The organism is Ensifer sp. 38_S197 (assembly GCF_056924495.1).
In genome coordinates, this window is the sequence record NZ_JBXOVZ010000002.1 from 2,609,117 (window position 1) to 2,635,783 (window position 26,667).

Below are 26,667 nucleotides of genomic sequence, written 5' to 3' on the forward strand. Positions count from 1 at the left end.
TCGTTTGTTCCAAGTCGGATTTCATAGAGCAGCGAGGGCCGCTTCGTCCACTGTCATCAACCCGGTCGGACGGATTTGGGTCGGCGAAACCTGACATTTGATCGCATAGGCCTCGACCCCGCGTGCCATGGCGCGGTCAAAGGCTTGCGCATAGGCCGGGTCGAAGTCGCGGCAGATTCGCAAGCGGTCGCAGTCGCCGCGCTGCACGAGATAGATCATGACGGCGCGATGGCCGCCTTCGACCATGTCGCCGAGCTCGTCGAGATGCTTGGCGCCGCGTGCCGTCGGGCTATCCGGAAACTCGGCGAGACCGGGCCTGCGGCTGAAATGCACGTTCTTCACCTCGACATAGGCAAGGCCGCGAACGGGGTCGGTGAGCAAGATATCGATCCGCGAATTGCGGCCGTATTTCTGTTCCCGCGCTAAGTCTTGGTACAGGTGCAGGTCGGAAACGAGGCCCAGCCGAATGGCTTCTTCGGCGAGCCGGTTCGGCAAGCCGGTATTGATCCCGACGAGCGTGCCGTCGGCTTCGACGATTTCGAGCATGTGACGGTATTTCCGCGTCGGGCTGTCGTGTTCCGACATCCATATGCGTGAGCCCGGCGTCGTCAGACCGCGCATCGAGCCGGTGTTCGGGCAGGATCCGGTCAAGGCTGTGCCGTCCGGCTGGACCGCATCGAAGAGAAAGCGCTTGTAGCGCTGTACGAGGGTTGCCTGTGCGAGCGGCGGATCGAAGATCAAGACATTTCCTGCAACTGTATCATGCCCGGGCGCGAACGTAGGAGCCCGGGGCTTCTTCGAGCGAATTCAGTGGACCACCGGGCTTGCGGGCCGGAACACGTCTCTTGTCGAGCTTCTCGATCCATTGGTGCCAATGCGGCCACCAGGATCCCGGCGTTTCCTTCGCGGCCTTGAACCAGTCGTCGAACTCGCCCTTGGGCGCGCCTCCGGTCCAGAACTGGTATTTTCCCTTGTCCGGCGGATTGACGACGCCGGCGATGTGGCCCGAGCCGGAGAGCACGTAGGTAACCTTGCCGCCGAAGGAAGAGCTGCCGAGGAAAACCGAGCGCGGCGGAGCGATGTGATCTTCCTTGGTGGCGAGATTGTAGATCGGGATCTTCACGTCGCCGAGCGACACCTGCCGGCCCGCAAGCACCATCTCACCCTTCGACAGTTTGTTCTCGAGGTAGCAATTGCGCAGATAGAAGGAGTGGTTGGCTGCCGGCATCCGCGTCGAATCGGAATTCCAGTAGAGCAGGTCGAAGGGCAGGGGATCCTGCCCCTTGAGGTAGTTGTTGACGAAGTAGGGCCAGATGAGCTCAGAGGCGCGCAGCATGTTGAAGGCGGTCGCCATCTTCGAGCCGTCGAGATAGCCGGTCACGCTCATGTTCTGTTCGATCTGGCGAATCTGGTCTTCGTCGACGAAGACCTTGAGGTCGCCCGCATGGGTGAAATCGACCTGGGTCGTGAAGAGGGTCGCCGAGCGGATGCGGTCGTCGCCTTCGGCAGCGTGCAGCGCAAGGGTCGCCGCCAGCAAGGTGCCGCCGACGCAATAGCCGATGGCGTTGACTTCGCGCTCGCCGGTCGCCTGCTCGACGGTGTCGAGGGCAAAGCCGATGCCTTCGCGGGCATAAGCTTCCCAGTCCTTGGTCGCATGCCGTTCGTCCGGGTTCACCCAGGAGATCACGAACACCGTATGCCCCTGGTCAACGGCCCATTTGATGAAGGATTTCTGCGGGTTGAGGTCGAGGACGTAGAATTTGTTGATCCACGGCGGGCAGATCAGCAACGGTCGCTTCAGCACCGTCTCCGTCGTTGCTTCATACTGCAGGACCTGGCAGACGTCGCTCTGGGCGATGACCTTGCCGGGCGTGATCGCGATATTCTCGCCGATCGCGAACTTGCTGGTGTCCGTCTGCCGCAGCTTGAGGTCGCCACGGCCGGCGGCGACGTCCTCGGCGAACATCTGCATGCCTTTGACGAGATTGGCGCCGTTCGACGCGACGGTTTCGCGATAGAGTTGCGGATTGGTGGTGACGAAATTCGTGGGGGAGAGCGCGCTCGAAACCTGCCGGACGTAGAAGGCCGCCTTGTGCTTGGTGTGATCGTCGAGCCCTTCGGCATCCTCGACCATGCGCTCGGCCCAATCCGATGTGACGAAATAGGCCTGCCGGATGAAATCGAAGAACGGGTTCTTCACCCAATCCTCGTCGGTGAAGCGTTTGTCGTTACGCGGGAGCGCGACCGGCTGCGCCGTCCCGACGTCGCCGGACATGCGATGGAGCGTCCGCGACCAGATCTCGAAGAAGCTCCCCATCAGATGCGTCTGTGCTTCAAGCGTGCGGCGCGGATCGGAAAGCCAGTATTCGGAGACCTTGGACAGCGTTTTCACCATGTCGGTGACCGGCTCGGCGAAGACGTCCGATTTCTGCCCCGATTCACGCGGCGCCAGCCAGGCGGAGGCCGCCTTGCCGAGTTGCTCCATGGCGCGGGCGAGGTTGACGGCGAGGCTTTCCGGGTCTTTGACGATGTAGGGCTCGACGGATTTTGGGTCGAAACCCGTGAAGCCGTCCTTGCCATTGGTGCCTTCCGTTTTCCTCTCTGCTGTCACTCGGCTTCCTCCACAGCATCTTGTTTGTTTTGTATTTTTACATTCTGCCCGAAAATGATTACAAGGGCTAGGCGCATCGTCGCGCCGTCAGATCAGAGGTTCTCTTCAGTATGCTTGCCGTCGGAAAACAGCGTTCCATCACCTGGCTTGCCGGGATCGTTCTGCTAGGTACGCTTGCAGGCTGCAACAGCCAGACGACGAACTTCGAGAACTATCCCTCGGTCTACGGCCAAAAGCCGGCCGCGACGACGCAGATGACGAACGAGGAGGCGGCCGACATGCAGGCGCGCCTGACATCGCTTGGCGCTGCGCGCAAGTCCGGCGCGATCTCGGAAGCGGAATATCAGCGTCGTCTGAAGGAAATGCGTGCGCTCGCCGAACAGCACGGTGCCGACACCCTGAAAGAGATCCAGAATTAGCGCTTGCCTTTCCGGTGATTTGGACGCAAAGCGTTCAATGGCCGCAAGGACGGCCGTTCACCACAGCGCACGGTTTCGCGAAGGCTTGAGCCGCTGGCGGGAGCGTGCGCCAAACGAGGTTTGGAGATGGAAGAGTTTCACAAAGTCCGGCGTTTGCCGCCCTATGTTTTCGAACAGGTCAACCGTTTGAAAGCAAGCGCGCGAGCGGCCGGTGCTGACATCATCGACCTCGGCATGGGCAATCCGGATCTTCCCACACCACAGTCGATTGTCGACAAGCTCTGCGAGGTCGTTCAGGACCCGCGCACGCATCGTTATTCGTCGTCGAAGGGCATTCCCGGGCTGCGTCGTGCCCAGGCCGCCTACTACGCCCGTCGCTTCGGCGTCAAACTCAATCCGGAAACGCAGGTCGTCGCCACCCTTGGATCCAAGGAAGGCTTCGCCAACATGGCCCAGGCGATCACCGCGCCGGGCGATGTGGTCCTGTGCCCGAACCCGACCTATCCGATCCACGCCTTTGGCTTCCTGATGGCCGGTGGGGTCATCCGCTCGATCTCGGTCGAGCCTGATGAGACCTTTTTCCCGCCGCTCGAGCGCGCCGTGCGCCACTCGATCCCGAAGCCGCTGGCGCTGATCCTCAACTATCCGTCGAACCCGACGGCGCAGGTCGCGACCCTCGACTTCTACAAGGACGTAATCGCCTTTGCGAAGAAGCACGACATCATCGTGCTTTCGGATCTCGCCTATTCGGAAATCTACTTCAACGACGCACCGCCGCCGTCCGTGCTGGAGGTTCCGGGCGCGATCGACTGCACGGTCGAGTTCACCTCGATGTCGAAGACCTTCTCGATGCCGGGCTGGCGCATGGGCTTTGCCGTCGGCAATGAGCGGCTGATCGCGGCGCTGACCCGCGTGAAGTCGTACCTCGACTACGGCGCCTTCACGCCGATCCAGGTGGCGGCAACCCAGGCGCTGAACGGTGATGGCAGCGACATCGCCGAAGTCCGCAACGTCTACAAGCGCCGCCGCGACGTGATGGTCGAGAGCTTCGGCAAGGCGGGCTTCGACGTGCCGCCGCCGGCGGCGACGATGTTTGCCTGGGCGAAGATCCCGGAGAAGTTCCGCCATCTCGGTTCGCTCGAGTTCTCGAAGCTCCTGGTCGAGAAGGCTGATGTCGCGGTTGCTCCGGGCATCGGCTTCGGCGAGCAGGGCGACGACTACGTGCGTCTGGCCCTCGTCGAAAACGAGCACCGCATTCGCCAGGCGGCGCGCAATATCAAGAAATTCCTGTCGACTGCCGACGAGACGATGCACAACGTCATCTCGCTCAACGCGCACAGGTAAATAAGACGGGAGGCGCGCTTTTGGGTGCGCCTCCTTCCACACCGGCCCCGCGGTTCTCGCGGCTCGCCCCTTACATGTTAGGAAATGGCTATGGCAGATGCCCTCAAAATCGGCATTGCGGGCTTGGGTACCGTCGGTGCCTCGCTCGTGCGAATCCTCCAGGATCGTCACGAGATGCTTGCGACAACGTGCGGGCGGGCAATCGAGACCACGGCCGTAACGGCGCGCGACCGCAACAGGGATCGCGGCGTTGACCTTTCGCAAATCAAATGGTTCGACGATGCCGTCTCGCTTGCGCGTGACGCCGATATCGACGTCTTCGTCGAATTGATGGGCGGCTCGGGCGATCCAGCCTATTCCGCCGTCAAGGCTGCCTTGCAGCGTGGCGTTCATGTGGTCACCGCCAACAAGGCGCTGCTCGCGGCCCATGGCATCGAGCTCGCCAAGATCGCCGAGGAAAAGGGCGCACTTCTGAACTACGAGGCGGCCGTCGCCGGCGGTATCCCGGTGATCAAGGCTCTGCGCGAGTCCATGACCGGCAATACGATCTCGCGCGTCTACGGGATCATGAACGGCACCTGCAACTACATCCTGACGAAGATGGAGAAGGAAGAGCTTTCCTTCGAAGCCTGCCTCAAGGATGCGCAGCGTCTCGGTTACGCGGAAGCCGATCCGGCCTTCGACATCGAAGGCAACGACACGGCGCACAAGCTGTCGATCCTGACGAGCCTCGCCTTCGGTACGGCGATCGCTGCCGACGACATCTATCTCGAAGGCATCACCAACATCTCGATCGACGACATCCATGCGGCGGCCGATCTCGGTTACCGGATCAAGCTCCTGGGGGTCGCGCAGCGTACCGACAGCGGCATCGAGCAGCGCGTCCACCCGACGATGGTGCCCTATGATTCCGTCATCGCCCAGGTCGACGGCGTGACCAATGCGGTCGCGATCGAATCCGACATTCTCGGCGAATTGCTGATGGTCGGCCCCGGTGCCGGCGGCAACGCGACCGCCTCGGCCGTTCTCGGCGATATCGCCGATATTGCCAAGAGCCGTCCCGGTGCTCAGCACGTTCCGGCCTTCGGCCGCCCGACCAATGCGCTGCTTCCCTACAAGCGCGCGCAGATCCAGAGCCATGAGGGCGGCTATTTCATCCGCCTGAAGGTCGTCGACCGCACCGGCGTTTTCGCCAGCATCGCCACGCGCATGGCGGATAACGGCATCTCGCTGGAATCGATCATGCAGCACTCCAAGCACGTGATGGAGAGCGGCGAACCGCAGACGATCATCCTGGTTACACATGCGACGTCGGAGCACTCCGTTCGCGATGCCATCAAGGCGATCAAGAGCGAGGGCTATCTCGTCGGCGAGCCGCAGGTCATCCGCATCGAGCGTCCGAAGGCGAACTGAGGGCGGCACAGACCTCAACCGCAAGGCATGGCGGCGCATGGCGCCGGCTTGCCGCCGATAAATTGGAAGCCTCGCCGCGCAAGTAAGCCGGCGAGGCTTTCTCGTATGGGCATGTCAGCCGAGCGGCGCCGAAAACGGAGCTCGGACCGTGGATCTCTGTGTATGCCGTTCCAAAAACGGTCACGATTGTCGGGGTTATGCGCTAAGAAAAGTTAAGCGCAGGCGGGTGGACGAACATGGAAGAATTGGTGGATCCGGTACAGCGGGCCTTTCTCGGCGTCGAGCAGTCGGTCAGCGGTCAGCGCTGGGTGTCACGGCTTGATCAGGCGGGTCAGAACCGGGCGCTCGCCATCAGCCAGGTCCACGGCTATTCCGATCTCCTTGGTCGCGTGCTTGCCGGCCGTGGCGTCGTGCTCGACGATGCCGCGAGCTTCCTCGATCCGACGCTTCGATCGCTGATGCCGGATCCGGATACGCTCACCGATTGCCGCAAGGCGGCCGATCGCCTCGCGATGGCCATCAAGCGGCGTGAGAAGGTCGTGGTATTCGGCGACTACGACGTCGACGGTGCCGCTTCGTCGGCGCTCATGACCCGATTCCTCCGTCACTTTGGCATCGATGCGGAGATTTACATTCCCGATCGGATTTTTGAGGGCTACGGGCCGAACCCGGCAGCGATCGAACAACTGATCGACAAAGGCGCCGAACTTATCGTCACTGTTGACTGCGGCTCGACAAGCCATGAAGCACTTGCCGTTGCGGAGAGGCGTGGCGTCGACGTCGTCGTCATCGACCACCACCAAGTGGGGTCGGCCCTGCCAGCCTGTCACGCGCTGGTCAATCCCAATCGGGAAGACGATCTTTCCGGGCAGGGGCATCTCTGTGCCGCCGGCGTCGTCTATCTGGTTCTCGTCAACACCTTGCGCGTGTTGCGCAGTGCCGGCGATGGCCGCACCGCATCCTTCGATCTGCTCGCGCAGCTCGACCTGGTGGCGCTCGCGACCGTCTGTGACGTCGTGCCGCTCAAGGGGCTCAACCGCGCCTATGTCGTCAAGGGACTGATCGCGGCGCGGCATATGGGCAATGTCGGGCTTGCGGCGCTGCTGCGCAAGGCGGCGATCGGTGGCCCGGTTACGCCCTATCACTTGGGCTTTCTCGTGGGACCGCGAATCAATGCCGGCGGCCGCATCGGCGATGCGGCGCTCGGTAGCCGTCTGCTGGCGATGGACGATGCCGGTGCGGCGGAAAAGATCGCCGCGCAGCTTGATGAACTCAACCGCGAGCGGCAGGCCATGGAAGCCGTCATGCTGGCCGAAGCCGAGGCCGAGGTTCTCGCGGAGTACGGCACGGGCGAGGGCGCGTCGGTGATCGTCACGGCGCGGGAAAACTGGCACCCTGGCATCGTCGGACTGCTCGCCGCCCGCATCAAGGAAAAATTCCGCCGGCCGACCTTTGCCATCGCCTTCGACCCGAACGGCCGCGGCACCGGCTCCGGCCGCTCGATCAACGGGTTCGACATGGGCAAGATGGTCCGGGCGGCGGTTGACGGCGGCCTGCTGATCAAAGGCGGCGGCCATGCGATGGCTGCCGGCCTTACGGTGGAGCGCGCGAAGCTCGGCAAGCTCAGGCAGTTCTTCGAGGAGCGGGCGGAGGCGGCAGTACGCGACCTCGTCGCCATCCAGACACTCAAGGTCGACGGTGCGCTCGCTGCCTCCGGCGCGACATTGGAGCTCATAGATCTCCTGGAACAGGCAGGCCCCTATGGCTCGGCGCATCCGCAACCGGTCTTCGCCTTTCCGCAGCACCGGCTGCGCGACAGCCGACAGGTGGGTGCCAACCACATCAAGGTGACGTTGGAAGGCCAGGACGGCAGCCGGCTCGACGGGATTGCGTTCCGGGCAACGGAGACGCCGCTCGGCGATTTCCTGCTCGCAAGCCGCGGCGCGTCGATTCATGTCGCCGGCTCGGTGTCGGCGGATCTGTGGCAAGGCCAGCGTCGTGTGCAATTGCGCGTCACGGATGCCGCGAAGGCGCTGTAAAATCGCTGCCCGAGAACCGCTCGGGTTCACCCATCGATGATTGAGTACCGGCTGGTGCTCTTACGAGCAGGGATTGGCACGCCCAACGGGACTCGAACCCGTGTTACCGCCGTGAGAGGGCGGCGTCCTGACCGCTAGACGATGGGCGCCCATGCTTCTCGCTGATGACTTGCAACGCAGTCTGGCGACCGTGAGCAATTCACCGGCGCATATTATCCTCTTTCAGCTCAAACCTCGACATCAATTCAGAGGCATCGCTTCCAGGGTGCCGAGACGCGATCGAGCATGAGTTGCAATCGCGCGGATACTGCGGCCCTAATATTGGAAATGTGGGGGAAAAGGTCAACACAGTGGCACGCCCTAGGGGAGTCGAACCCCTCTTCCCAGAATGAAAATCTGGTGTCCTAACCGATAGACGAAGGGCGCACTCGCTGTGTGGGCGCCTTATATCCAGCGACTCTGGAGACCGCAAGCGCCAATCGCAGGATTTTTGTGCTTTTCCTGTTAAAAACAGCAGGAAAAAATTCAGCGCCTGAAGAGCTGGAATCAGAGACGCGTCCGACACAGCAAGTTGCTGTTTCAGATGAGAAAAATGTCGAATTTCATGGAAAGGAGATCAACACAGTGGCACGCCCTAGGGGAGTCGAACCCCTCTTCCCAGAATGAAAATCTGGTGTCCTAACCGATAGACGAAGGGCGCACTCGCTGTGTGGGCGCCTTATATCCAGCGACTCTGGAGACCGCAAGCGCCAATCGCAGGATTTTTGTGCTTTTCCTGTTAAAAACAGCGAGAAAAATCCGACGGTCCAGCGGGCGGAATCGGATGCGCCGCGAAGCCAGAAAGTCACTGCTTCAGGCGAGGAAAATCGCGATTTGTGTATGGGGAGGAGATCAACACAGTGGCACGCCCTAGGGGAGTCGAACCCCTCTTCCCAGAATGAAAATCTGGTGTCCTAACCGATAGACGAAGGGCGCACTCGCTGTGTGGGCGCCTTATAGCCAGAGGATTTGAGAACCGCAAGCGGCAAACTTCATATTTCTGTAAAAATTCCACAGGCGGGAGTCGGCGGGCTGAATCTGCGGAATAGCCCATGGAAACAAGCGGTTGGCTTCAGCCCTTGCCGCGCTGGCAGCGCCAGTTCCAGTCTCGTTGTGCGCCGATATCGATATGGACCGACTCCGTATGGCAATAGGTACCGACGCCGCCGCGGCCAGGAATGCTGCGCAGAAACTCAGCCAGATCCCACTTGCTGACGCCCTGGACCTGGATGTCCGCTGCCTCGCAGCGCGTATGCAGCGACTGCTTCGCGCGGTTGACCTTGATCGGCCTGAGGCCTGAAGTCACCATGACCTGCTTGCCATAGTGCGCTTCCACCTTCTTCAGCATCTGCATGAGTTCGGGCTTGAAGCAGCCGGCCTCGACCTTTTCCGTCTGTAGAATCAGCCCGCTTGGCGCCAGTCGCGCCAGGCCCGAAAGGGAGGCGACCTGAACCGGCGCGCCGTCGTCATCGTCGCCGAGATGCTCTTCGTGCTCGAAATTGTAGAGCGAATTCAGTTTGACACCCGGAAGCGTGTAGGCGAGGGAGGCCGTCTGCGGCTGGCTCGCATTACTGGTGGTAATCGTCTTCTTTTCCGCCGGCTGGGCGGCGCGCTCTGCTTCCTGCTGCTTTTCCTTGCGCTTTCCGGCAAAGAGCGCTGCGAGCGTCCAGGCCTTCGGCGCTTGCTTGTCGCCGTCGCTGTCCTTGGCCTCGGCGGACACCTGCGTTGGCTCTGCCATCGCGATGTCGGTCGCGGCCGGCGCAACCTCCGCATTGGCCACGGCCTGAAGTGCAGCCGATTTCTCGCCGCCGGCGGCAGCCTCGGCGGTGAGCGGCACGGGAACCGCTGCGGGAAGAGCGTCCTGCGCCGTCGGAGCGTAAGCGGCGACCGCCGTGTCTGCCGCCGCGGCGCTGGCCTCGTTCGCGGCACCTTGTTGGGGCGTCATGATGGCTTGAGGCTGTCGCTGGGTGCCGCTGAACAGGCTGTTCGTGGTCGCGTTCATGGCGGGTTGGCCGGCCGGTAGCGGCACGGTTCCATTGGCCTGCGGCTGAGTGGTCGGCATGCCTTGAGGCGCCGCAGCCTGCCCGTAGATGCTGGAAGAAGCGGCGCGCAGGCCCGTGTTTTGCATGGTCAGGGATTGCGCTTGCCCGGAATCCTGCGCAGTGGCGGCCTGTTGCGCTTGCGGATCGCTGCCGAGCGCGGCCACCTGCGCATCCCGGACCGTGCCTTGCCCGGCCGGTTCGGCCGCTTGTTGCGACGCCGTCTGCTCTTCGGGGGTCAGTCCGGCGGTGACGTCACCGTCGGCGACGGCCGACACGCAGCCGCTGAGCGCCAGCAGCGAAACGGATAAAGCTGCCGCCCGCGCGATGGCCGCGAGCACTGCGCCTTTGGTGTCCGGATGTTGCAACGTCCTATCCCCGCTCTCCGTGCATGACCGGCGAAATCTTCGCCTTGTCGTGCATTAAGTCTCAGTTCCGAAACATCGCTCAGAACAAACAAACTCAAGCTTCTCGCGGCGGTCCAAAAGAACGCCACGGGAAAAGATCAGGCCAAGTACAAAGGGGGTCGCCGCCACGAGACATCGCGGAAAGACCCGGCATCAACGTCCCGCGCGAAAAAATACTCAACGACACGTGATTTGTAAACCGGCGCTAACCTTGAGCCCGCATGTTTCAAACATGCAAAGGCCCGGATCGACCGGGCCTCAGATCATTCATAGCTGCTGCTGATCGGCGACTCGGCCATGCCGACCGGAATTACCGGCCGCATAGGGTCATCTTTGCCGGTCAGAATTGCGCGGGGCTTACCATGCGCCGGTATTGCCCATCGAAACCCAGGGCTCTTGCGGCGGACGGTTTTCACCCTTCTGCAGGATCTCGATCGAAATACCGTCCGGCGAGCGCACGAAGGCCATGTGACCATCGCGCGGCGGACGGTTGATGGTCACGCCATTGTCCATCAGGTGCTGGCAGAAGCCGTAGATATCGTCGACCTCATAGGCGAGGTGGCCGAAGTTGCGCCCGCCGGTGTAGTCTTCCGGATCCCAGTTGTAGGTGAGTTCGAGGCACGGGGAGAGCTCGCCGCGTGCGCGGTCGATGTCCCCGGGGGCGGCGAGGAAAACCAGCGTGAAGCGGCCCTTCTCGTTCTCGTACCGGCGGATCTCGGTCAGGCCGAAAAGGGTGCAGTAGAAGTTCAAGGCCTCGTCCAGATTCTTGACGCGAACCATCGTGTGCAGATAGCGCATTGCAATGTCCCTGTTTTGCAGAAGATGGCGTATACTGAGCTGCCAGCAAGCCAGAGGCAAGGCTGCGTCCGCATATTAGATCTCGGCCAAAATATGCCGAGGGTCTTGCGTATCCGCGGCAGGACGATGTTATTCTGGTCAATAAGAATCAGTTAACCGTATCGGTAGTCGCGCGTAAACGAGGGGCTGGGAGAGAATGGCGGATAGGACATCTTCAAAAGACGTCATGCATGGTGACGACTTTGGCAGTGACGCTCTCGACCTCATCGAAATCACGGGCGTGATCAAATGGTTCGATGTTGCCAAGGGCTTCGGGTTCATCGTGCCTGATAACGGCATGCAGGACGTACTGGTCCACGTGACCTGCCTGAGGCGCGACGGCTATCAGACGGTTCTCGAGGGCGCGCGGGTCGTGGCTCTCATCCAGAAGCGCGATCGCGGCTACCAGGCGTTCCGTATCCTGTCCATGGATCAGTCGACGGCGGTGCATCCGTCTCAGCTTCCACCAGTGCGCACGCATGTCCAGGTGACGCCGACCAGCGGCCTCGAACGGGTGCTCGTCAAGTGGTTCAACCGCACTAAGGGCTTCGGTTTCCTGACGCGTGGCGAGGGCACCGAGGACATTTTCGTTCACATGGAGACCCTGCGGCGCTTCGGCCTCACCGAGCTTCGTCCTGGACAGGTTGTCCTGGTGCGCTTCGGCGATGGTGAAAAGGGCCTGATGGCCGCGGAGATTCATCCGGACGGCCCGTCGCCGACCAGCCGGTCGCACTGATGCTCACGGTCCGAAACCTTGCCGGAAAAAGCGCCCTGTCGGCGCTTTTTTTGTTGTTCGCCTTGGCTGCTGCGGCGCTCGCCGATGTCGCCTTCACGAAGGACAAGATGCGCCTTGTGACTGCGAACGGGAAAGTCCATGAACTGACCGTCGAACTGGCCGTCGATCCCGATCAGCGCGAGCAGGGGCTGATGTTCCGCCGGTCGATGGCGCCTGATCATGGCATGTTGTTCGATTTCGGCGAAACCCGTCGCGTGATGATGTGGATGAAGAACACATACCTTCCGCTCGACATGCTGTTCATCGACAACAAGGGCACGGTGCGCGCGATCCGCGAAGATGCCGTACCATTATCCGAGGCGATCATCGATTCCGGCGAACCTGTCGCCTTCGTTCTCGAACTCAATGCCGGCGCCGTCAAACGGCTTGCCATTCGGGCCGGAGATCGCCTCGAAGGCGCTCGAATCCCGCACCGCTGACCCGGGCGCCCACTGCATGGTTCCTTAATCGTAGCCGGTTAAAGGACAAAGGCATGCAGCAATTCAAAGTGCTACAGCGACCTTTGCGCGTCTGATAAGGCGCGCGGCGCTGTAGTGACCGCAAATCGTCAGATGGCTTCCGTCGCCGCCTTGTAGTTTGAGGATCAGCCCCTAAATCACCCGTATCGAGACGAATCGATCCTATCGATGACGACTGCAAAGCCTTTTGGGCAGACTTCAGCTTAATAAGTTGCTAATGTTCTGCCGAAGACGACGGGAGGCATCTGTGATAATCCGGAATGTACTTGTTGCCATCGTGGCGGCCTCGGCATTTACCCAAACCGCAATGGCGGCAGACCTTACGCAGCCGGCTGAGCCGCCGCCAGTGGTCGAAACACCGCCCGTTTTCGTATGGACCGGCGGATATGTCGGTCTCCAGGGGGGCGGCGGCTGGCTGAACGGTGATTTCAGCGCCCCCGGCGGCAGTGCCTCTGAAGATTTCAACGGCGGCCTTCTCGGTGCCTTTGCCGGTTTCAACTATCAGCAGGGTGATTGGGTCTACGGCATCGAGGGTGACGTCAACTACAACTGGAACGACAAGACCGTCGATATCGGTGGAACCTCGGCCGAAGTCGGCACCGATGTCTCCGGCGCGATACGCGGGCGGGTCGGTTATGTGCTGAACGACAAGGCGTTGCTCTACGGGGCAGGTGGCTGGACGGTGACCCGGGGCTTTGTCGACGTTCCCGGCGCGTCGAAGGAAAAAGAGACCTTCAACGGTTGGACGATCGGCGCCGGCGTCGACTACTCGTTCACCGACAACATCTTCGGACGCGCCGAGTATCGCTACAACGACTATGGCGACAAGGACATCGGCGGTATCAATGTCGATCTCGATCAGCACCAGTTCACCGTCGGCGTCGGCGTGAAATTCTGACCTATAAGCAGGAAGCGCCGGCATGGCCGACGCCTCCTTGAGCCGTTCATGCAGGTTGGAACAAGCCGCGTGCGCGATCGGCGATCGCGCCTTGATCGCGTGCCTCCGAGAGATCGAGAACCACACGCATCCCGTCCCTGATGGGCCGTTGCAGCGCCTTGCGTGCTCCGGCTAGAAGCTTGATCCGACCGGCTTCCGCAAGCCGCACGAGGTGGCTGCGCGACAGTCCGAGTTCCGCCGACAGCAGGCGATCGGCGCGCATGCTGCTCGGCAGCGGCACCGCGAGGACGATCTCAAGCTGGATGCAGACCTCAAGCGGGTGGGCGATGACGCGCCTGGTCACGCGGCATTCGGCGAACTCTTCGATCCTATCCGTGTTTCGGCGAAGCCCCTCGACATCGAACGAGACCTGGCGGATCCAGTTCGAGTCGTCGTTCTGAAGTGCGTCGAGCGTTTCGGGCGCAATGTCACGGACAGACTGACGCTCGAAGATCGGGCGATTCCAGGTGTCGTCGCAGTCGGCGCAGCGATAGATCAGCCAGGCATCCAGCCGTCGCCCGTTGGCGTTCAGCCGTGTCTTGCCGCTGCATTCGAAGGGGCGTGCGCCGCGGCAGCGGCTGCAAGCGAGCCAAGGGCGCGGAGGGGTTTGTGGTTCAATGGTCCACAGGACCGTCAGTGTGTGAGACATGTCGTCTGGTTCTTCCAAATGGAAGTCCATCGAGACGACGGTTTGATTACCCGTTCCGGGGACACGGTCTGGCAGCGTTTTAAGTGACGGTTCCGCCTGGCGATGTTTTCGCCTGGCTCGAGATCGGCCATGCCATTCCGGTCTCGAACCGTCACCTCAACGAACGCATAAAAATCAAGCCGATAGCGGCGGGCGCTATCGGGCGTGCGGGGTGAAACTAGCGAGACCGGATTTTACAAAGGCAAAGCCAAACTCCAGGAGAGACAGCACGATGGCAGCTGCGTATCCGTTCTATACGACCGTGCTTGCAGCGCAAAGTGTGGCGTCGCCATGCGCTCGCGCGATGGTGGATTTTGCTCGGCATAGGTGAAAATTGGCCACAGGCAATTTCTCTCAATAGGAGTAAAATGAGGCATTACTACACCTCCAGCCTGGGCGGCCTCCCTCCGTATAGGATGGCCGCTTCCTTTTTGGGGCTCGCCCGTCCGCCTCTGCCTCACCCGGTGCGACTGAGGCTACGTTTCATTGGCTTCGAGCCGCTTGCGGCCGCTGAAGAAAATGACGTGACGCGGTTGCGGCCGCTGCGCTTGGCTTCGTAGAGCGCTGCATCCGCCCTGTTGAACAAATCTTCCCACGTACCCTCGTCACCGCCGGCAAAGGCCAGTCCCATGCTGACACTGAGCGATATGCACTGGTCGTTCCTTGTCACCACGAGCTCTTCGACCGCACGACGGAGCCGCTCGGCGATCGCCAGCGCCTGTGCTTCGCTCGTCTGCGGGAGGTAGAGGCCGAACTCCTCTCCGCCGAGCCGGGCAAAGCAATCACCCTTTCTGAGATTCTTCTTGATGAGATCGGCAAAGGCGATCAAAGCCTGATCGCCGGCCTGGTGGCCGTAGCGATCGTTGATGCGCTTGAAGAAATCCAGATCCATGACGACGAGGCAGTCGCCGTGCCAGTTCGATCTGGGCAGTTGCGCGAGAAACCAGCGTCGGTTGCAGGCGCCGGTCAGGGCGTCGGTATCGGCCGAATACCGGAGCTCGGCTTCAGCTCTCTCCTTGACGAGGACCAGAGCGAAAAGGGCGATAGCGAAGTGGCAGATGATCGAGAGGAAAAAGGCGTAGGTGGTGGTAATCGGTATGATGCCGGGCTTCATGAGCCCGATGACCACCCCAAGGCAAAGGTTGGCGCCAACGGCCATGGCCGCCGCAAACAGGGCGCGTACCGGCAGCGGTTCCCTGTGGCGATCAGATATGACGGCAAGGGCGGAGGCGGCCAGGAAGACAAAGGCGGTGGCGTTGAACACGCTGGCGCGGATGTAGTTGACCACATGGAAATGCGTGGCAAGGCCGATTGCTGCGCCCGCGATCGGTATTGAAAGCGCCAGCCAGTCCGTCTTGCGTCGACGGCCGGCGCTCAGGCGGCGCACGCCGATCCAGAACAACGCATAACCGCCAATCCCGAGCGTGAAGCTTGAAAGCGTCCACAGATAGCCCGGCAGCAGCTTCTGTTCGCCGTAGCCGGCAAGCGTCGAAGCGAGAGCCAGGAAGAGGAAACCGCTCGCAAGAATTCCAAGACCTTCATCGCGCGGTGATTGCCAACGGGCGTAGAGGAAGCAGAACGCACCGACAAGGAACGATGATTTGTGAAGCAGCAGGACGGTGGCGAGATCGAGTTGGGTGTTCATGGGATGATGCTCGGGCGGGCTTGGAACGCTGGCACGGCGCGGTAGTGCACTGCCTGGCTCTAGCTGCAATGGATTTAGTGATTACTAAGTTCGAATGACAAACCCGCATTTTTGTCCCGATTCGGGACATTTCTGTCGGCCGCGGACCGTCGCTGGGCCGAAATCCGGTTTTCCTTTAGTGCAGGCATCAACGAAATTTCATGTTGCAGCCCAAGGGCGAACCGTGTATCTCCGGCGCCGTTGGTACGGAGTGTAGCGCAGTCTGGTAGCGCATCTGGTTTGGGACCAGAGGGTCGGGAGTTCGAATCTCTCCACTCCGACCATATAACTATTTGAAATCACTCATATTTATCGGTCGTTTCACAACGCACGCAATGCATTGTGGGCGGAAGAGGGCTGTGCGCTCTCGTCCCGTAACTGATCTTACCTCTCCACGTGGCCCGTCCGGCGCACGACGCTTTTGCTCAAACCGGCGCACTCACCGGCCGTATTCGGCGTGCTCCGTTCCCGGGCAGGGAGGAAGGCCTCATGCCTAGGTAGGGGCGGCCAGGATCAAGCGCGATAGACGGATTGCCGATCTCGAAGAGGGCGGTTCACGTAGTCGTGATCATGAACTGCGGAATAGAAACGTTGGGCGGCGTGTCGCTCGATCGGGGGCAGCAAAAGTGGAGCTTACCATGATGATGCACACCCGAGTTGCCGCAGTTGCGGCCTTGCTGATCGTTTCCGGCGTCGTTGCACACGCGGACGATCATCTTTTCCAAGCGCAGCAGAATGGACTGGCGCCCGGCAGTAGGGCGTCTTCTATGACGCACGCCTTTACGACCAACAAAGCCGGTCACAGTGGCACCCTGGCTCCTGGGCAGGGAAGTCCCTTCACCGGCCATGACACCCAGACGCCGGCCACCGATACCGAGTCCGCCAATGAGCACGCCAACGTAAAGATACGCGTTCCGTAAACCAGAAGGGGGCGTGAGACCCATTGGTCAGTGCCGGGACGGGCCAGTTTTAGACCGTTTCGCAAAGTGAAGATGAGCAGGCGAGGACATAGGGTGCTCGCCTGTTTCAACATTTCCGGCTTTTGGGGCCGGAGGCGCACGGTCGATTCTCTGAGGCCACCCATCGTTCAGCGCGATATCCGTCACTTGCCGTTTCCCGCCGGCTGCGTTGCGCGATCACCGCGGTACCTGATCGCCCGGTCTGCCCGCCGAACGTTTGGCCAGGCCGGATCTCCCGCTGAAAAGCCAAATTTATCCGGCTGAAAGTCATTCCGTTTTAAATCATTCTGCGTTATGGGAAGACGGAATGCTGGCGGCCGTGAATGTTGCCGGCGAAAGTATGGAGCCGTTCGAAACCATGTCCGCAAAGATCTATCGTCCAGCAAAGACCGCCATGCAGTCTGGCAAGGCCAAGACGAATCTGTGGGTGCTGGAGTTTGATCAGGAAAAGCCGCGCACCATCGACCCGATCATGGGTTACACCAGCTCCGGCGACATGAAGCAGCAGCTGCGACTGACCTTCGAAAATGCCGAGCAAGCCATCGCCTATGCGGAGCGCAACGGCATCGAATACCGCGTGATCGCACCGAAGGAATCAACGCGCAAGAACGTGTCCTATCCGGACAACTTCCGTTTCAACCGGATGCAGCCCTGGACCCACTAAGTCCTCCGGCCGCATTCGGCGGGCCTGGCCCGGGACGGCCCCTTAGCTCAGTTGGATAGAGCACCTGCCTTCTAAGCAGGTTGTCGCAGGTTCGAATCCTGCAGGGGTCGCCATCTCCTAATCGTCCGTTTCTTCAATGCAAATCCGAGAGTCCAGCCTTCTGGTTGAGCGGAGATAGCCTAGGTCGCATCCGGTTTCAGCGCCTCCACGAAGCGGATCACCTCGCTCACCGTCTTGTCGTTCCAGATGTCATTGTGACCCGAGCGCTCGTCGACCAGCATCTGCTTGGGTTCAGCAGCGATCCGATAGAGCGCCTCGCCCGAGGACAGGGGAATGCTGTCGTCCAACCGTCCGTGAATGAAAAGCTTTGGCTGTTTCACCGCCGCTATTTTGAGGTCGGAGCGGAAGGAATCCTTGATGAGAAGCGAGACAGGAAGGAATGAGTAGCGCGCCTGGGCGACCGACTGAACCGACAGATATGGAGAGACAAGGATCATGCCGGTTGCTGGTCTTTGTGTCGCCGTGTTCACGGCGACGCCGGAGCCAAGCGAGCGGCCGAGTACGACGATGCCCCCTTTAATGCGGGGCGCCAGCCAGTCGAAAGCCGCGATGCCGTCCGTCAGCAGCCCGTCCTCGCTTGGTGAACCGGTCGATCCCGGATAGCCGCGATAGGATATCGCGAGCAGTCCGATGCCACGCGCGGCCAAGGCTTGTGCGAGAAAGCCGTAGTTGTCGACCCGATCGCCATTCCCGAAAAAGAGCAGCACACCGGGCTTGTCGGGTTTGCCTTGGCTGTAAAGCCCGTGCAGCGTCTCGCCATCCGGCGTTTTGACGGAGACATTCTCGCCCCAACTCGCTTGCTCCGGCGCGGCAATGTCTTCGGCCCCGGGATAGAGAAGCGTGCGTTGAGATAGATAAATGAAGCCCAGAAGAAGAAGATAGATCAGGACCGCAGACAGCGGCAAGATCAGCAGAAGTCTTGGGATGTTCATGACGTCGTGTCCGGCCGTAGAGAGAGGAAGGGCGACGGCAAATGTACTGCGATTTCAGCGGGATTGCGAACCGACTGGAAAAACGTGCGGAAATTCTCACTAAAGTCCGGCCGAAATTGTAAGGGACCGACGCCTTGTCCGATGACTTACCGATCGTCGATCTCAAACAAGCTGGATCGAGGTCTCCGATGTTGAATGCGGCCAGGACGGACTCGGCGTTCACCTACAGCGTTTGCTCTTCCGCATAAAAAAACGGGCCGGTGGATGGCTCCGACCGGCCCGTTCCGGCAAAGGCGGAAAGGGGAACGTCTCTGCGCGGGGCTGCAGCGCCGCGCGTAGGGAGATCGATACGGTCTGATAATGCCCGAACGTCATTTCCAGAATTGACATTTATCGCTCAAAATTTGACATTTCTCGCATGCCATCCGATGGACGTCCACAATCTGTGATCGAAGTTTCCGTCGTCATCCTGCCGGAGTCGTCGATCATGTCGCTTGCCTCGGTGCTGGATCCGATGCGGGCCGCCAACCGCATCTCTGGACGCGACGTGTTTCGCTGGCGGCTGCTTTCGGCTGACGGGAAACCGGTGACATTGACCTGCGGGGTGCCGATCGTGGTCAACGGCAAGTTCGCCCAGCCACTTGCCGGCGATGCACTGCTGGTGATCGGGGGCTTCAACCTCGATCGGCATGTCGGCAAGAAATTCATCGGAATCCTGCAGGAGTCCTCCCGGCATTTCGATATCATCGCCGGCATCGAATCAGGCTGCTGGCTACTTGGGCGAACCGGCCTGCTCAATGGCCGCAGGGCGACCGCCCATTGGGAAGAACTCGAGGATTTCAGCCAGGCCTTTCCGGCCTTGACCGTGCTTGGTGATCGCTTCGTCGCCGATGGAAAGTTCTGGACGTCGGGCGGTGCCTCGCCGACCTTCGACATGATGCTGCACTGGATCACGCAAAGGCTGGGTTCGGCGCTGGCCCTCGATGTCGCCAGCATTTTCGTCTATGACCAGACGCACAGCGCCACCGATGTCCAGCCATTCGTTTCGCTCGGGCGGATCGAAACGCGCGATCCGGAACTCGCAGACGCGATTCGGCTGATGGAGCGCACGCTCGAGCGCCCGTTGACGATCGCAGCTTTGACGAAGCGGCTGTCGATTTCGCAGCGCAAGCTGGAGTTGCTTTTTGCGCGCGGGCTGTCGACCAGCCCCGGCGCCTACTATCTTCGGCTCCGCCTCCAGGTCGCGCACCGTCTGGTGCGCGATTCCGGCAGCCCTATCCGCGAGATCGCGATTCGTTGCGGCTTCGATAGCCTGTCCGCCTTTTCCCGCGCCTACAGCCGCGAATATGGCATGAGCCCACTGAAGATGCGTGCGGCGCGGAGGGCGGCTGCGGCGTAGCGGATTTGCTGAGCGGGTGAATGCCGCCTGCAGCGCTGTGCGTTTCAGGCGTGCAAAGGTCGCTGGAGCATTCCCTTTAGCCGGCTGCGATCAGAGGAGAGATGCGGCCGCGGCAATCAATCTACAGGTCAGGATTGGAGCTAGTGAACGGTCTGTGGCGGCTCGTCGGTAAATGCCTGGATACCATCTCGCTGGACGGTCGCAATGAATTCCTCAAAGGCTTCTCGATCGGTGGGGAAGGGCTCCTCCCACGTGGTGGAGAAACCTTCCTCATCGATCACCTCGAGTACCCAATCGAGATTCGTGCCCGCCGGCCGATAAATCCGCAATTCGACGATGATGCCATCGTCACTGAATTGGCCGGAAAAATCCGAGTATTCGTACGTCTGCTCTTCGTCAGTCATGTCAGCAGTGTAACACGCTTGATAGAGGACGTCTCATGCTGTTCGGCCGTTATCGCTGTACCGGCGTGCAACGATGCGCTCCGTTGCTGGCACTCTTGCTCTCGTCCTTCTACGACGCCGCGCGTGTGATCAGCCGCGCAAAGGTCGCTGTAGCACTTTGGATCCTTTAATCGGCTACGATTAAAGGAAACATGCAGTAGCGGCATGTTCCGCCTGGATAACGGCTTGTCGACGACGAAAGGCTGCCGAGATGCTGGTGTCGGAATGGCTGGGCACCACCGTCCATAAACCGGACGCCGACCGCCAGGCGAGCGACGCGTGGCGGCCAGGTTGTTTGCCATCGCAAGGATTTCTTGCAGGTTCGAAGTCACGCGCCTTGCAGGAAAGACGCCGTTCGCTTCGGGAAGGCGGCTGTTATCGGCAGCGCGCTTCGTATCGGCGGCCGTAGCGATCGCGATAGATGCAATAGCCTTCGCGCTCGCGGGAACGACCGATGAGGTTGCCCATGATGCCACCGGCCACGGCGCCGATCGCCGCGCCGCCCCAACTGTCACTCACGACGCCTCCGATGATGGCGCCCGTGCCGGCGCCGATGGCGGTTCCTTTTTCGGTCTGCGTGCAGGAAGCAAGCGTACCAACCATTCCAATCGCAATGATAAGCTTTTTCATGCTTTTCACCCTTTGCTACAAATCAACCCGGGAGTTCACCGCTCTGCACCCCTAGCGTGAGGTGCAGCATCTACGCAACGCACGCAATTGTCGATAGGGGTGATGCCAGGGGCGCAAGGGGATCGCCGGCATTCACGCAATCGGGCAACCGCAGCCTCCGGCCGTCGATCTCGTCAACTGGCTGCAGACCTTGCGGCGCGGGGGGCGGTCATAGCCAGCAGCTTTGCCCGGTGACGGCCGACGAACGGCCGATAACATAGCCGATCATAAGCGCGCGGAAGCTGACAGTGAGCGTTAGCCCGGTTGCGGTGCGTGGGTGATCGGCGGCGCCGAGCGCGGCCAGCGCCTGCCTTACCGCCCACGGCACCCGAGCCGGTTCGGTCGATTTTCCGGCAAGGCCCGCTTCAGATCTTTTCCCACGTCATCGTCCCTAGGGGGGCCAAGAAGGGAACCGTCGGCCCGATGGGAACGTTCCGGAAGAGTAAGCCGGCATCGCACGGCACCGCCCATAGGGGCGGCGCCAGCGGTGCCAGGCTACCGGCCGTGCGGCTCCCGTATTCATCGGAGGTTCAGGCTGAGTAGCCCAAAATAATTACAAGATAGGAGGAATTACGATGAAAAAGCTCTTATCCGCCTTCGCAGCGATTGGTTTGGCTGCGTCTTTCGCCGTGCCGCTGAGCGCCGCTCCGATTTTCGTGCCAAAACCCGCGCAAGTACAGGCTGGGACTGTCGAACAGGTCAGTCACCGGAGTCACCATCATTGGCGCGCGGAACACCGGTGGCATCATCGTTGGGATAGGCGATACGCTTGGCGTTCTTGTCACTATTACGGCAGGTGCTATCCGCGGCATTACGGGTACTACAACGGCTATCGTGACCGCGGGTACTATGGCTACTATGATCCGTACCGCTACCGTCGATCTGGCGTCTCCGTCTATTTCGATTTTTAGCGGCGATTGGCGCCTGAATCAGCGGGCTGCTTGAGTCCCCGGCAGACTTCTCCGGCTTGCTCGAGCGTTAGCGGTAATGTCCAACCGCTCGATTTTTGCAGATCGGGAAGCACCGCTTTGTCTTTGGCGGATGCCGACCGTGGCGACCCGCCAAACTAGGACAGACGCTTGGTTTATTGCTGGCTATTGAATGCCCGACCTGAGAGATAGGTGACGTTTCGTACCGGAGACATGGGTAACACTTTTCGCTTTTTGCGGGAGGTGTTGATGCCGTGGAGTGAGACTTCGGTGATGGAGGAACGTCTGCGATTTGTCGCCCGGCTGCTTGAGGGCGAAGGCATGAGCGATGTGTGCCGGGCCTTCGGCATCTCGCGCAAGACCGGCTACAAGATCTTCAATCGCTATAAGGACGACGGTCTGGAGGCGCTGACGGATCGGTCGCGCCGGCCGGTGCGCTACGCCAACCAGTTGCCCGGGGCGGTCGAGGCGATGATCGCCTCCTGCAAGAAGGAGAAGCCGCACTGGGGGGCCAGGAAGATCCGCGAACTGCTGGTGAAGCGGCTCGCCGGCGATGCGCGCGTGCCGTCCAAGAGCACCGTGCATGCCGTGCTCGACCGGCACGGGCTCGTCACCCATGCCCGCAAGCGACAGCGCTTTCGCGCCGAAGGAACGCCGCTGTCGCAGGCATTCATGCCAAACGATCTGTGGTGTGCCGACTTCAAGGGCGAGTTCAAGCTCGGCAATGGCCGATACTGTTACCCGCTCACAATCACCGACCAGGCATCGCGCTACCTTCTTTGCTGCGAAGCCTTCGAATTGACCCGCGAACAGGGCGTCTTCGACGCTTTCCAGCGGCTGTTTGCCGAATGCGGCCTTCCGCTCGCGATCAGAAGCGACAACGGCTTGCCCTTTGCCTCGCCGAACGGGCTCTACAATCTCTCGAAGCTGTCGGTCTGGTGGCTCAGGCTCGGCATCGCGCTCGAGCGCATCAGGCCCGGCCGTCCCCAACAGAACGGCCGGCATGCGCATGCACCTGACGTTGAAGAAAGAGGCCACCCGACCACCCGGCCAAAACATCCTCCAGCAGCAGGCCCGCTTCGATGCTTTCGTCAACGAATTCAATCAGGAGCGGCCGCACGAAGCGCTGGAAATGAAGCTGCCCGCCAGTCTCTATGTCGCATCCGCAAGACCCTACCGGGGCCTGCCGGAGATCGACCATCCCTTCCACGATCGAGACGCGCTCGTCACCAATTGCGGCCGCATCTGCATCTATCGCAAGAAGATCAACATCTCGACCGTGCTGGCAGGACAGAAACTCGGAATCAAGGAAGTCGACGACGGCATTTGGCTCGTCAGCTTCATGCACTATGATCTGGGATATATCGACTTGGAGCAGAGGACATTGCAAACCATCGACAATCCGTTCGGCACGAGATTGTCACCCATCTCTTAGGGACAAACTGTCACCTATGTCTCCGGTCGGACAAGAAAATCCGTGGTGAGCGCGCAGGGATTCGAACCCTGGACCTACTGATTAAAAGTCAGTTGCTCTACCGGCTGAGCTACGCGCTCCCTGGCCGCGGCCGTGAAGCCCGGCGGAAGTGGGCGGACATATGCACGCGTGTCTCCTGTCGGTCAACCTAAAAATTGCGGGTTTTGCGAAGAAACCGTGCATGGCGCAATGATCGCCAAAAGGTGATTGGTATCATGGTAATCCTGCGGCTAAGGAATGGCCCAAATGCCGCATGCCGGAGTTCTTGCCGTTGTCGATCGCCGATATTTCCATCTGGACCGCCATTCTTGCCGGCGCCCTGTCGTTCCTTTCCCCCTGCGTTCTGCCACTGGTGCCGCCCTATCTTTGTTACATGGCCGGTGTCTCGGTAGATCAATTCCGAGGCGGTGATGCGGCAACGATCGGCAGCACCCGGCGCGCGGTCCTGCCGGCGGCGCTCTTGTTCACGCTCGGCTTCGCAACAGTCTTCGTCGCGCTCGGGGCAGGGGCCTCGTCGATCGGCATGCTGCTCCGGCAGCACATGGATCTGCTGTCGCGCATCGGCGGCGTGATCATCATCATTATGGGCTTGCATTTCCTCGGCGTGTTCAAGATCGGTTTGCTTGCGCGCGAGGCGCGCTTCCAGGGTGGCGGCAAGCCAGCGACACTTTCTGGCGCCTATATCATGGGGCTTGCCTTCGCCTTCGGCTGGACGCCGTGCATTGGTCCTGTGCTCGGCACGATCCTCGGCGTCGCCGCTGCACGCGACACCGTGTCCGACGGCGCCATGCTGCTTGCCGTCTATTCGCTCGGGCTTGCCGTTCCGTTCTGGATCGCAGCCGGGTTCTCCGGCGCCTTCATGCGCTTCCTGTTCCGCTTCCGCCGCCATCTCGGCCTGGTCGAGAAGTTGATGGGCGGGCTCCTCGTGCTTGCCGGCCTTGCATTTCTCTTCGGATTCATCAGTTCGATGGCCATCTGGTTCCAGCAGACCTTCCCGATCCTGATGAAAATCGGCTAGGGCATTCCCTCGTATTTCGGAATCACTTTTCGCTGGGGCCGGCCTAATCGCCAGGTCAATTTCCGGGCTAGAGCATCCCGTTTTCAAGTGGAACCACTTGCAGCGGAAAGATGCTCTGGAAACAAAGTGCTAGAGCGACCTTGCGCGTCCATTTGAATGAAGGCGCGCGAAGGCCTGGCGCCGGCGCGCGGAAGTGAAAGATGCGGGGGGAAAGATGACGGAAATCGCGGGGCTGGTGCTGCCGTTCTTCGGCCTGATCTTTCTCGGCTATCTGACGGCATGCTTCGTCCATCATCCGGGCGAAGCGATGGGTTGGCTCAACACCTTCATCATTTACCTCGCTCTGCCGGCGCTGTTCTTCAAGCTGGTGTCGCGCACGCCGATCGAACAGTTGGCCCGCGCCGATTTCATCCTGACGACCGTCGGCGCGACCTACATCGTCTTTTCGCTGATTTTCCTCATCGGCGTCCACGTGCGGCGCAACTCTATTGCCGAGGCGACGATCCAGGGCTTTGGCGCGGCCTACGGCAATATCGGCTATATGGGGCCTGGACTGGCGCTTCTTGCTCTCGGTGATGCGGCCGCGGTGCCGGTGGCGCTGATCTTCAGTTTCGAGAATGCGGCGCATTTTGCCGTCGCGCCGGCGATGATGGCGATATCAGGAGGCCGGCAGGAAAAGCCGCTGGCGCTCGCCGCAAGCGTCGCACGCAAGATCATCCTGCATCCGTTCATCCTTGCGACGCTCGCAGGCGTCGTCGCCGCCTTCTTCGCGGTGCAGCCGCCGGTGCCGGTTCAGCGGCTCATCGATTATCTCGCCCAGTGCGCGGCACCGTGCGCGCTCTTTGCCATGGGCGTGACGCTGGCGCTGCGCCCGATCAAGCGCATTCCCGTCGAGATCGGCTACATCGTTCCGGCGAAGCTGCTGTTGCACCCGCTGGTCATGTTCACGGCCATGAGCCTGACGGGGAACTACGACCCGATCTGGGTGCAGACGGCAGTGTTGCTTGCCGCGCTGCCGACGGCAACGAACGTCTTCGTCATCGGCCACCAGTACGGTGTGTGGCAGGAGCGGGCCTCGGCGACGATCCTCATCACCACGACGCTTTCGGTCGCGACCGTCACCGGCCTGCTTTATCTCATCCGCTCAGGCGCTCTTCCGCCCGATCTTTTCCCGTAAGCTATCCTTGAAGGCGTGAAGCGCGCTGCCGGGGTGAACGCCTTCGCGCATCAGGAGGCTGCGAAGCGGCCCGACGGCGGAAAGCACATGCAGTCCGAGCGCGCGCAGCGCCTGCACCGGCAGGAAGCCGGAAAGCAGCGAGCGATTGAGAAGATCGACGCTCGCAGTGCGGCTGACAATATCCAGACGGCGGCGACTGTCGAAGCGGTCGCCGATATCGTCGGCAAGCGTCTCTCCCTTCGATGCACCGATGAGATCGACGAGCGTCATCACGTCCCGCAGGCTGAGATTGAGCCCCTGGGCCCCGATCGGCGGAAAGGCGTGCGCCGCTTCGCCGAGAAGGACGACGCGGCCTTTGCCGAAGCGTTGTGCCGTCATGCCGGAAAGGGGGAAGGATTGTGGCGCGCCCTCCACCGTTACCTTGCCGAGAATCGATTGCATCCGGTCCTCGACCGCGCGGGAGAGTGCGGGAAGGTCGAGCGTCAGCGTCTGCGCAGCATCGTCGGGCTTGCGCACCCACACGAGGCTGGAGCGATTGCCGGGCAGGGGAACCTGGGTGAAGGGGCCGCTTTCGGTGTGGAACTCGGTCGAGATGTTCTGGTGTGGCAGTTCGTGCGCGAAGTTCAAAACGACCGCTGTCTGCGGATAGGACCAGGTGCTGACGGAGATCTTCGCCGCTTCGCGCACCGGTGAGCGACGACCATCGGCACCGACGAGGAGATGGGCGCTGCATTGGCTGCCGTTCGCCAGGTCGATGGTCGCGACGGTGTCCGAAAGGTCGAAGCCGATTGCGGAGGCGGTGATGCGCGTCAGCGTCGGGCTCTCTTCGGCCCGCTGGCGGAGAATGTCGATGAACGGCGCGTTCGGGATGTTGTAGCCGAAGGCGTCGAGCCCGACTTCCGAGGCGCGGAAATTGACCGGCGGCGCCCGCAGCAGCCGGTTGGTTCCGTCGAGAATGCGCATGGTCGCGAGCGGCGCGGTCAGCGGCTCGACCTTTTCCCATAGGCTGAGCTTCTTGAGATACTCGATCGATTGGTCCATCAGCGCGGTGGTGCGACCGTCGGCGACCGCCGGCTCGGGGCCGACCAGGGCGACGCGGTAACCGGCGTCGGAGAGTGCGATGGCCGCGAGGGATCCCGCGAGGCCTGCACCGATGATGGCGATGTCATAGTGATCCATGATGCAACCAAACCCTTTCGCACACGCTGTGAGGCGTCCTGGTCCAGCCTCAA

23 protein-coding genes, 7 tRNA genes and 1 pseudogene are annotated in these 26,667 nt (G+C 61.2%); 16 read left to right on the plus strand and 15 right to left on the minus strand.

Features of this window, described 5'->3' with window-relative positions:
* Nucleotides 1–21: 21 nt before the first annotated feature.
* Together sfsA and phaC are read right to left on the minus strand one after the other, a co-directional pair.
* The gene (gene sfsA, locus AC1Z3V_RS25725) at nucleotides 22–741 is read right to left on the minus strand and encodes a DNA/RNA nuclease SfsA (RefSeq protein ID WP_483502474.1); all 720 of its coding nucleotides are present in this window, start codon (nucleotides 739–741) and stop codon (nucleotides 22–24) included.
* A gap of 19 nt (nucleotides 742–760) precedes the next feature.
* Nucleotides 761–2,611 (minus strand): poly(3-hydroxyalkanoate) polymerase subunit PhaC, encoded by a 1,851-nt coding sequence (gene phaC / locus AC1Z3V_RS25730; RefSeq protein ID WP_483502476.1) that lies wholly within the window; start codon nucleotides 2,609–2,611, stop codon nucleotides 761–763.
* A 110-nt stretch (nucleotides 2,612–2,721) separates the two neighbouring features.
* Between phaC and AC1Z3V_RS25735 the strand changes: the two genes are divergently transcribed.
* The 4 genes from AC1Z3V_RS25735 to recJ all read left to right on the plus strand — a co-directional run bounded on the left by AC1Z3V_RS25735 (nucleotide 2,722) and on the right by recJ (nucleotide 7,826).
* The gene (locus tag AC1Z3V_RS25735; protein ID WP_429817111.1) at nucleotides 2,722–3,030 is read left to right on the plus strand and encodes an SHOCT domain-containing protein; all 309 of its coding nucleotides are present in this window, start codon (nucleotides 2,722–2,724) and stop codon (nucleotides 3,028–3,030) included.
* Between the two features lie 126 nt (nucleotides 3,031–3,156).
* Nucleotides 3,157–4,374, plus strand: coding sequence for an LL-diaminopimelate aminotransferase (locus tag AC1Z3V_RS25740; protein ID WP_429817114.1), 1,218 nt, complete (start codon nucleotides 3,157–3,159; stop codon nucleotides 4,372–4,374).
* A 90-nt stretch (nucleotides 4,375–4,464) separates the two neighbouring features.
* Nucleotides 4,465–5,787 (plus strand): homoserine dehydrogenase, encoded by a 1,323-nt coding sequence (locus AC1Z3V_RS25745; protein WP_483502477.1) that lies wholly within the window; start codon nucleotides 4,465–4,467, stop codon nucleotides 5,785–5,787.
* A 236-nt stretch (nucleotides 5,788–6,023) separates the two neighbouring features.
* On the plus strand, nucleotides 6,024–7,826 hold the full coding sequence (recJ, locus tag AC1Z3V_RS25750; protein WP_483502479.1) for a single-stranded-DNA-specific exonuclease RecJ: 1,803 nt from the start codon (nucleotides 6,024–6,026) through the stop codon (nucleotides 7,824–7,826).
* Nucleotides 7,827–7,900: 74 nt separating this feature from the next.
* On the opposite strand, the gene AC1Z3V_RS25755 is transcribed toward recJ, so the two are convergent.
* From AC1Z3V_RS25755 to AC1Z3V_RS25780, 6 genes are all read right to left on the minus strand, one after another.
* Nucleotides 7,901–7,975, minus strand: a tRNA-Glu gene (locus AC1Z3V_RS25755).
* Between the two features lie 202 nt (nucleotides 7,976–8,177).
* A tRNA-Glu gene (locus AC1Z3V_RS25760) sits at nucleotides 8,178–8,252 on the minus strand.
* 199 nt (nucleotides 8,253–8,451) lie between these two features.
* Nucleotides 8,452–8,526 (minus strand) — tRNA-Glu (locus tag AC1Z3V_RS25765).
* A 200-nt stretch (nucleotides 8,527–8,726) separates the two neighbouring features.
* Nucleotides 8,727–8,801: transfer RNA gene (locus AC1Z3V_RS25770), tRNA-Glu, on the minus strand.
* 136 nt (nucleotides 8,802–8,937) lie between these two features.
* Nucleotides 8,938–10,272, minus strand: a complete 1,335-nt coding sequence (locus AC1Z3V_RS25775) for a D-Ala-D-Ala carboxypeptidase family metallohydrolase (RefSeq protein ID WP_483502480.1) — start codon at nucleotides 10,270–10,272, stop codon at nucleotides 8,938–8,940.
* A gap of 396 nt (nucleotides 10,273–10,668) precedes the next feature.
* Nucleotides 10,669–11,109, minus strand: coding sequence for a VOC family protein (locus tag AC1Z3V_RS25780; protein WP_483502482.1), 441 nt, complete (start codon nucleotides 11,107–11,109; stop codon nucleotides 10,669–10,671).
* A gap of 196 nt (nucleotides 11,110–11,305) precedes the next feature.
* On the opposite strand from AC1Z3V_RS25780, the gene AC1Z3V_RS25785 reads away from it, so the two are divergent.
* From AC1Z3V_RS25785 to AC1Z3V_RS25795, 3 genes are all read left to right on the plus strand, one after another.
* On the plus strand, nucleotides 11,306–11,884 hold the full coding sequence (locus AC1Z3V_RS25785; protein WP_043623636.1) for a cold-shock protein: 579 nt from the start codon (nucleotides 11,306–11,308) through the stop codon (nucleotides 11,882–11,884).
* Complete coding sequence (locus tag AC1Z3V_RS25790) at nucleotides 11,884–12,363, plus strand: DUF192 domain-containing protein (protein ID WP_483502484.1); 480 nt, start codon at nucleotides 11,884–11,886, stop codon at nucleotides 12,361–12,363. Before AC1Z3V_RS25785 ends, AC1Z3V_RS25790 begins: the two co-directional genes overlap by 1 nt.
* 289 nt (nucleotides 12,364–12,652) lie before the next feature.
* Entirely contained in the window at nucleotides 12,653–13,300 is a 648-nt protein-coding gene (locus AC1Z3V_RS25795; RefSeq protein WP_429817129.1) for an outer membrane protein, read from the plus strand.
* A gap of 46 nt (nucleotides 13,301–13,346) precedes the next feature.
* Here the strand turns inward: AC1Z3V_RS25795 and AC1Z3V_RS25800 are convergent, their stop codons facing one another.
* The gene (locus AC1Z3V_RS25800; RefSeq protein ID WP_483502485.1) at nucleotides 13,347–13,988 is read right to left on the minus strand and encodes a DUF1062 domain-containing protein; all 642 of its coding nucleotides are present in this window, start codon (nucleotides 13,986–13,988) and stop codon (nucleotides 13,347–13,349) included.
* Between the two features lie 496 nt (nucleotides 13,989–14,484).
* On the minus strand, nucleotides 14,485–15,672 hold the full coding sequence (locus tag AC1Z3V_RS25805) for a GGDEF domain-containing protein (protein WP_483502486.1): 1,188 nt from the start codon (nucleotides 15,670–15,672) through the stop codon (nucleotides 14,485–14,487).
* 246 nt (nucleotides 15,673–15,918) lie between these two features.
* Here AC1Z3V_RS25805 and AC1Z3V_RS25810 point away from each other — a divergent pair.
* The 4 genes from AC1Z3V_RS25810 (at nucleotide 15,919) to AC1Z3V_RS25825 (ending at nucleotide 17,447) form a co-directional block, all read left to right on the plus strand.
* Nucleotides 15,919–15,995: transfer RNA gene (locus tag AC1Z3V_RS25810), tRNA-Pro, on the plus strand.
* 354 nt (nucleotides 15,996–16,349) lie between these two features.
* Entirely contained in the window at nucleotides 16,350–16,631 is a 282-nt protein-coding gene (locus AC1Z3V_RS25815; RefSeq protein ID WP_429817138.1) for a hypothetical protein, read from the plus strand.
* 397 nt (nucleotides 16,632–17,028) lie between these two features.
* Nucleotides 17,029–17,334, plus strand: a complete 306-nt coding sequence (locus tag AC1Z3V_RS25820) for an ETC complex I subunit (protein ID WP_429817215.1) — start codon at nucleotides 17,029–17,031, stop codon at nucleotides 17,332–17,334.
* Nucleotides 17,335–17,370: 36 nt separating this feature from the next.
* Nucleotides 17,371–17,447 (plus strand) — tRNA-Arg (locus AC1Z3V_RS25825).
* Nucleotides 17,448–17,513: 66 nt separating this feature from the next.
* On the opposite strand, the gene AC1Z3V_RS25830 is transcribed toward AC1Z3V_RS25825, so the two are convergent.
* Nucleotides 17,514–18,326 (minus strand): alpha/beta hydrolase, encoded by an 813-nt coding sequence (locus tag AC1Z3V_RS25830; RefSeq protein ID WP_483502487.1) that lies wholly within the window; start codon nucleotides 18,324–18,326, stop codon nucleotides 17,514–17,516.
* 418 nt (nucleotides 18,327–18,744) lie between these two features.
* On the opposite strand from AC1Z3V_RS25830, the gene AC1Z3V_RS25835 reads away from it, so the two are divergent.
* Nucleotides 18,745–19,725, plus strand: a complete 981-nt coding sequence (locus AC1Z3V_RS25835; RefSeq protein WP_483502489.1) for a GlxA family transcriptional regulator — start codon at nucleotides 18,745–18,747, stop codon at nucleotides 19,723–19,725.
* 140 nt (nucleotides 19,726–19,865) lie between these two features.
* Here AC1Z3V_RS25835 and AC1Z3V_RS25840 read toward each other — a convergent pair whose 3' ends face one another.
* A complete protein-coding gene (locus tag AC1Z3V_RS25840) occupies nucleotides 19,866–20,129 on the minus strand; it encodes a hypothetical protein (protein ID WP_483502491.1) in 264 nt (87 codons plus the stop codon).
* Between the two features lie 414 nt (nucleotides 20,130–20,543).
* Nucleotides 20,544–20,798 (minus strand): YMGG-like glycine zipper-containing protein, encoded by a 255-nt coding sequence (locus tag AC1Z3V_RS25845; RefSeq protein WP_429817154.1) that lies wholly within the window; start codon nucleotides 20,796–20,798, stop codon nucleotides 20,544–20,546.
* Between the two features lie 614 nt (nucleotides 20,799–21,412).
* Between AC1Z3V_RS25845 and AC1Z3V_RS25850 the strand changes: the two genes are divergently transcribed.
* The gene (locus AC1Z3V_RS25850) at nucleotides 21,413–21,748 is read left to right on the plus strand and encodes a hypothetical protein (RefSeq protein WP_483502493.1); all 336 of its coding nucleotides are present in this window, start codon (nucleotides 21,413–21,415) and stop codon (nucleotides 21,746–21,748) included.
* A 267-nt stretch (nucleotides 21,749–22,015) separates the two neighbouring features.
* Nucleotides 22,016–23,201 (plus strand): annotated as a pseudogene (locus tag AC1Z3V_RS25855) (helix-turn-helix domain-containing protein).
* Between the two features lie 43 nt (nucleotides 23,202–23,244).
* On the opposite strand, the gene AC1Z3V_RS25860 reads toward AC1Z3V_RS25855, so the two are convergent.
* A tRNA-Lys gene (locus AC1Z3V_RS25860) sits at nucleotides 23,245–23,320 on the minus strand.
* 191 nt (nucleotides 23,321–23,511) lie between these two features.
* Here AC1Z3V_RS25860 and AC1Z3V_RS25865 point away from each other — a divergent pair.
* Both AC1Z3V_RS25865 and AC1Z3V_RS25870 read left to right on the plus strand, forming a co-directional pair.
* Nucleotides 23,512–24,258, plus strand: a complete 747-nt coding sequence (locus tag AC1Z3V_RS25865; protein ID WP_483504149.1) for a cytochrome c biogenesis CcdA family protein — start codon at nucleotides 23,512–23,514, stop codon at nucleotides 24,256–24,258.
* Nucleotides 24,259–24,472: 214 nt separating this feature from the next.
* Nucleotides 24,473–25,435: an AEC family transporter gene (locus AC1Z3V_RS25870; RefSeq protein ID WP_483502494.1), complete on the plus strand. Its 963-nt coding sequence runs from the start codon at nucleotides 24,473–24,475 to the stop codon at nucleotides 25,433–25,435.
* Here AC1Z3V_RS25870 and AC1Z3V_RS25875 read toward each other — a convergent pair.
* The gene (locus tag AC1Z3V_RS25875; protein WP_483502495.1) at nucleotides 25,403–26,614 is read right to left on the minus strand and encodes a UbiH/UbiF family hydroxylase; all 1,212 of its coding nucleotides are present in this window, start codon (nucleotides 26,612–26,614) and stop codon (nucleotides 25,403–25,405) included. The two genes, AC1Z3V_RS25870 and AC1Z3V_RS25875, sit on opposite strands and share 33 nt — an antisense overlap.
* Between the last annotated feature and the right edge of the window lie 53 nt (nucleotides 26,615–26,667).

Excerpts from the sequence above, each read along its gene's own strand:
- AC1Z3V_RS25800 (WP_483502485.1), bottom strand. The coding sequence starts at position 13,988 with ATGTCTCACACACTGACGGTCCTGTGGACCATTGAACCACAAACCCCT.
- AC1Z3V_RS25835 (WP_483502489.1), top strand. The coding sequence starts at position 18,745 with ATGCCATCCGATGGACGTCCACAATCTGTGATCGAAGTTTCCGTCGTC.
- AC1Z3V_RS25745 (WP_483502477.1), top strand. The coding sequence starts at position 4,465 with ATGGCAGATGCCCTCAAAATCGGCATTGCGGGCTTGGGTACCGTCGGT.
- AC1Z3V_RS25845 (WP_429817154.1), bottom strand. The coding sequence starts at position 20,798 with ATGAAAAAGCTTATCATTGCGATTGGAATGGTTGGTACGCTTGCTTCC.
- AC1Z3V_RS25735 (WP_429817111.1), top strand. The coding sequence starts at position 2,722 with ATGCTTGCCGTCGGAAAACAGCGTTCCATCACCTGGCTTGCCGGGATC.
- AC1Z3V_RS25820 (WP_429817215.1), top strand. The coding sequence starts at position 17,029 with ATGTCCGCAAAGATCTATCGTCCAGCAAAGACCGCCATGCAGTCTGGC.
- AC1Z3V_RS25790 (WP_483502484.1), top strand. The coding sequence starts at position 11,884 with ATGCTCACGGTCCGAAACCTTGCCGGAAAAAGCGCCCTGTCGGCGCTT.
- AC1Z3V_RS25870 (WP_483502494.1), top strand. The coding sequence starts at position 24,473 with ATGACGGAAATCGCGGGGCTGGTGCTGCCGTTCTTCGGCCTGATCTTT.
- recJ (WP_483502479.1), top strand. The coding sequence starts at position 6,024 with ATGGAAGAATTGGTGGATCCGGTACAGCGGGCCTTTCTCGGCGTCGAG.
- AC1Z3V_RS25815 (WP_429817138.1), top strand. The coding sequence starts at position 16,350 with ATGATGATGCACACCCGAGTTGCCGCAGTTGCGGCCTTGCTGATCGTT.
- AC1Z3V_RS25875 (WP_483502495.1), bottom strand. The coding sequence starts at position 26,614 with ATGGATCACTATGACATCGCCATCATCGGTGCAGGCCTCGCGGGATCC.
- AC1Z3V_RS25850 (WP_483502493.1), top strand. The coding sequence starts at position 21,413 with ATGAAAAAGCTCTTATCCGCCTTCGCAGCGATTGGTTTGGCTGCGTCT.
- AC1Z3V_RS25740 (WP_429817114.1), top strand. The coding sequence starts at position 3,157 with ATGGAAGAGTTTCACAAAGTCCGGCGTTTGCCGCCCTATGTTTTCGAA.
- AC1Z3V_RS25780 (WP_483502482.1), bottom strand. The coding sequence starts at position 11,109 with ATGCGCTATCTGCACACGATGGTTCGCGTCAAGAATCTGGACGAGGCC.
- AC1Z3V_RS25830 (WP_483502487.1), bottom strand. The coding sequence starts at position 18,326 with ATGAACATCCCAAGACTTCTGCTGATCTTGCCGCTGTCTGCGGTCCTG.
- AC1Z3V_RS25785 (WP_043623636.1), top strand. The coding sequence starts at position 11,306 with ATGGCGGATAGGACATCTTCAAAAGACGTCATGCATGGTGACGACTTT.
- AC1Z3V_RS25805 (WP_483502486.1), bottom strand. The coding sequence starts at position 15,672 with ATGAACACCCAACTCGATCTCGCCACCGTCCTGCTGCTTCACAAATCA.
- AC1Z3V_RS25840 (WP_483502491.1), bottom strand. The coding sequence starts at position 20,129 with ATGACTGACGAAGAGCAGACGTACGAATACTCGGATTTTTCCGGCCAA.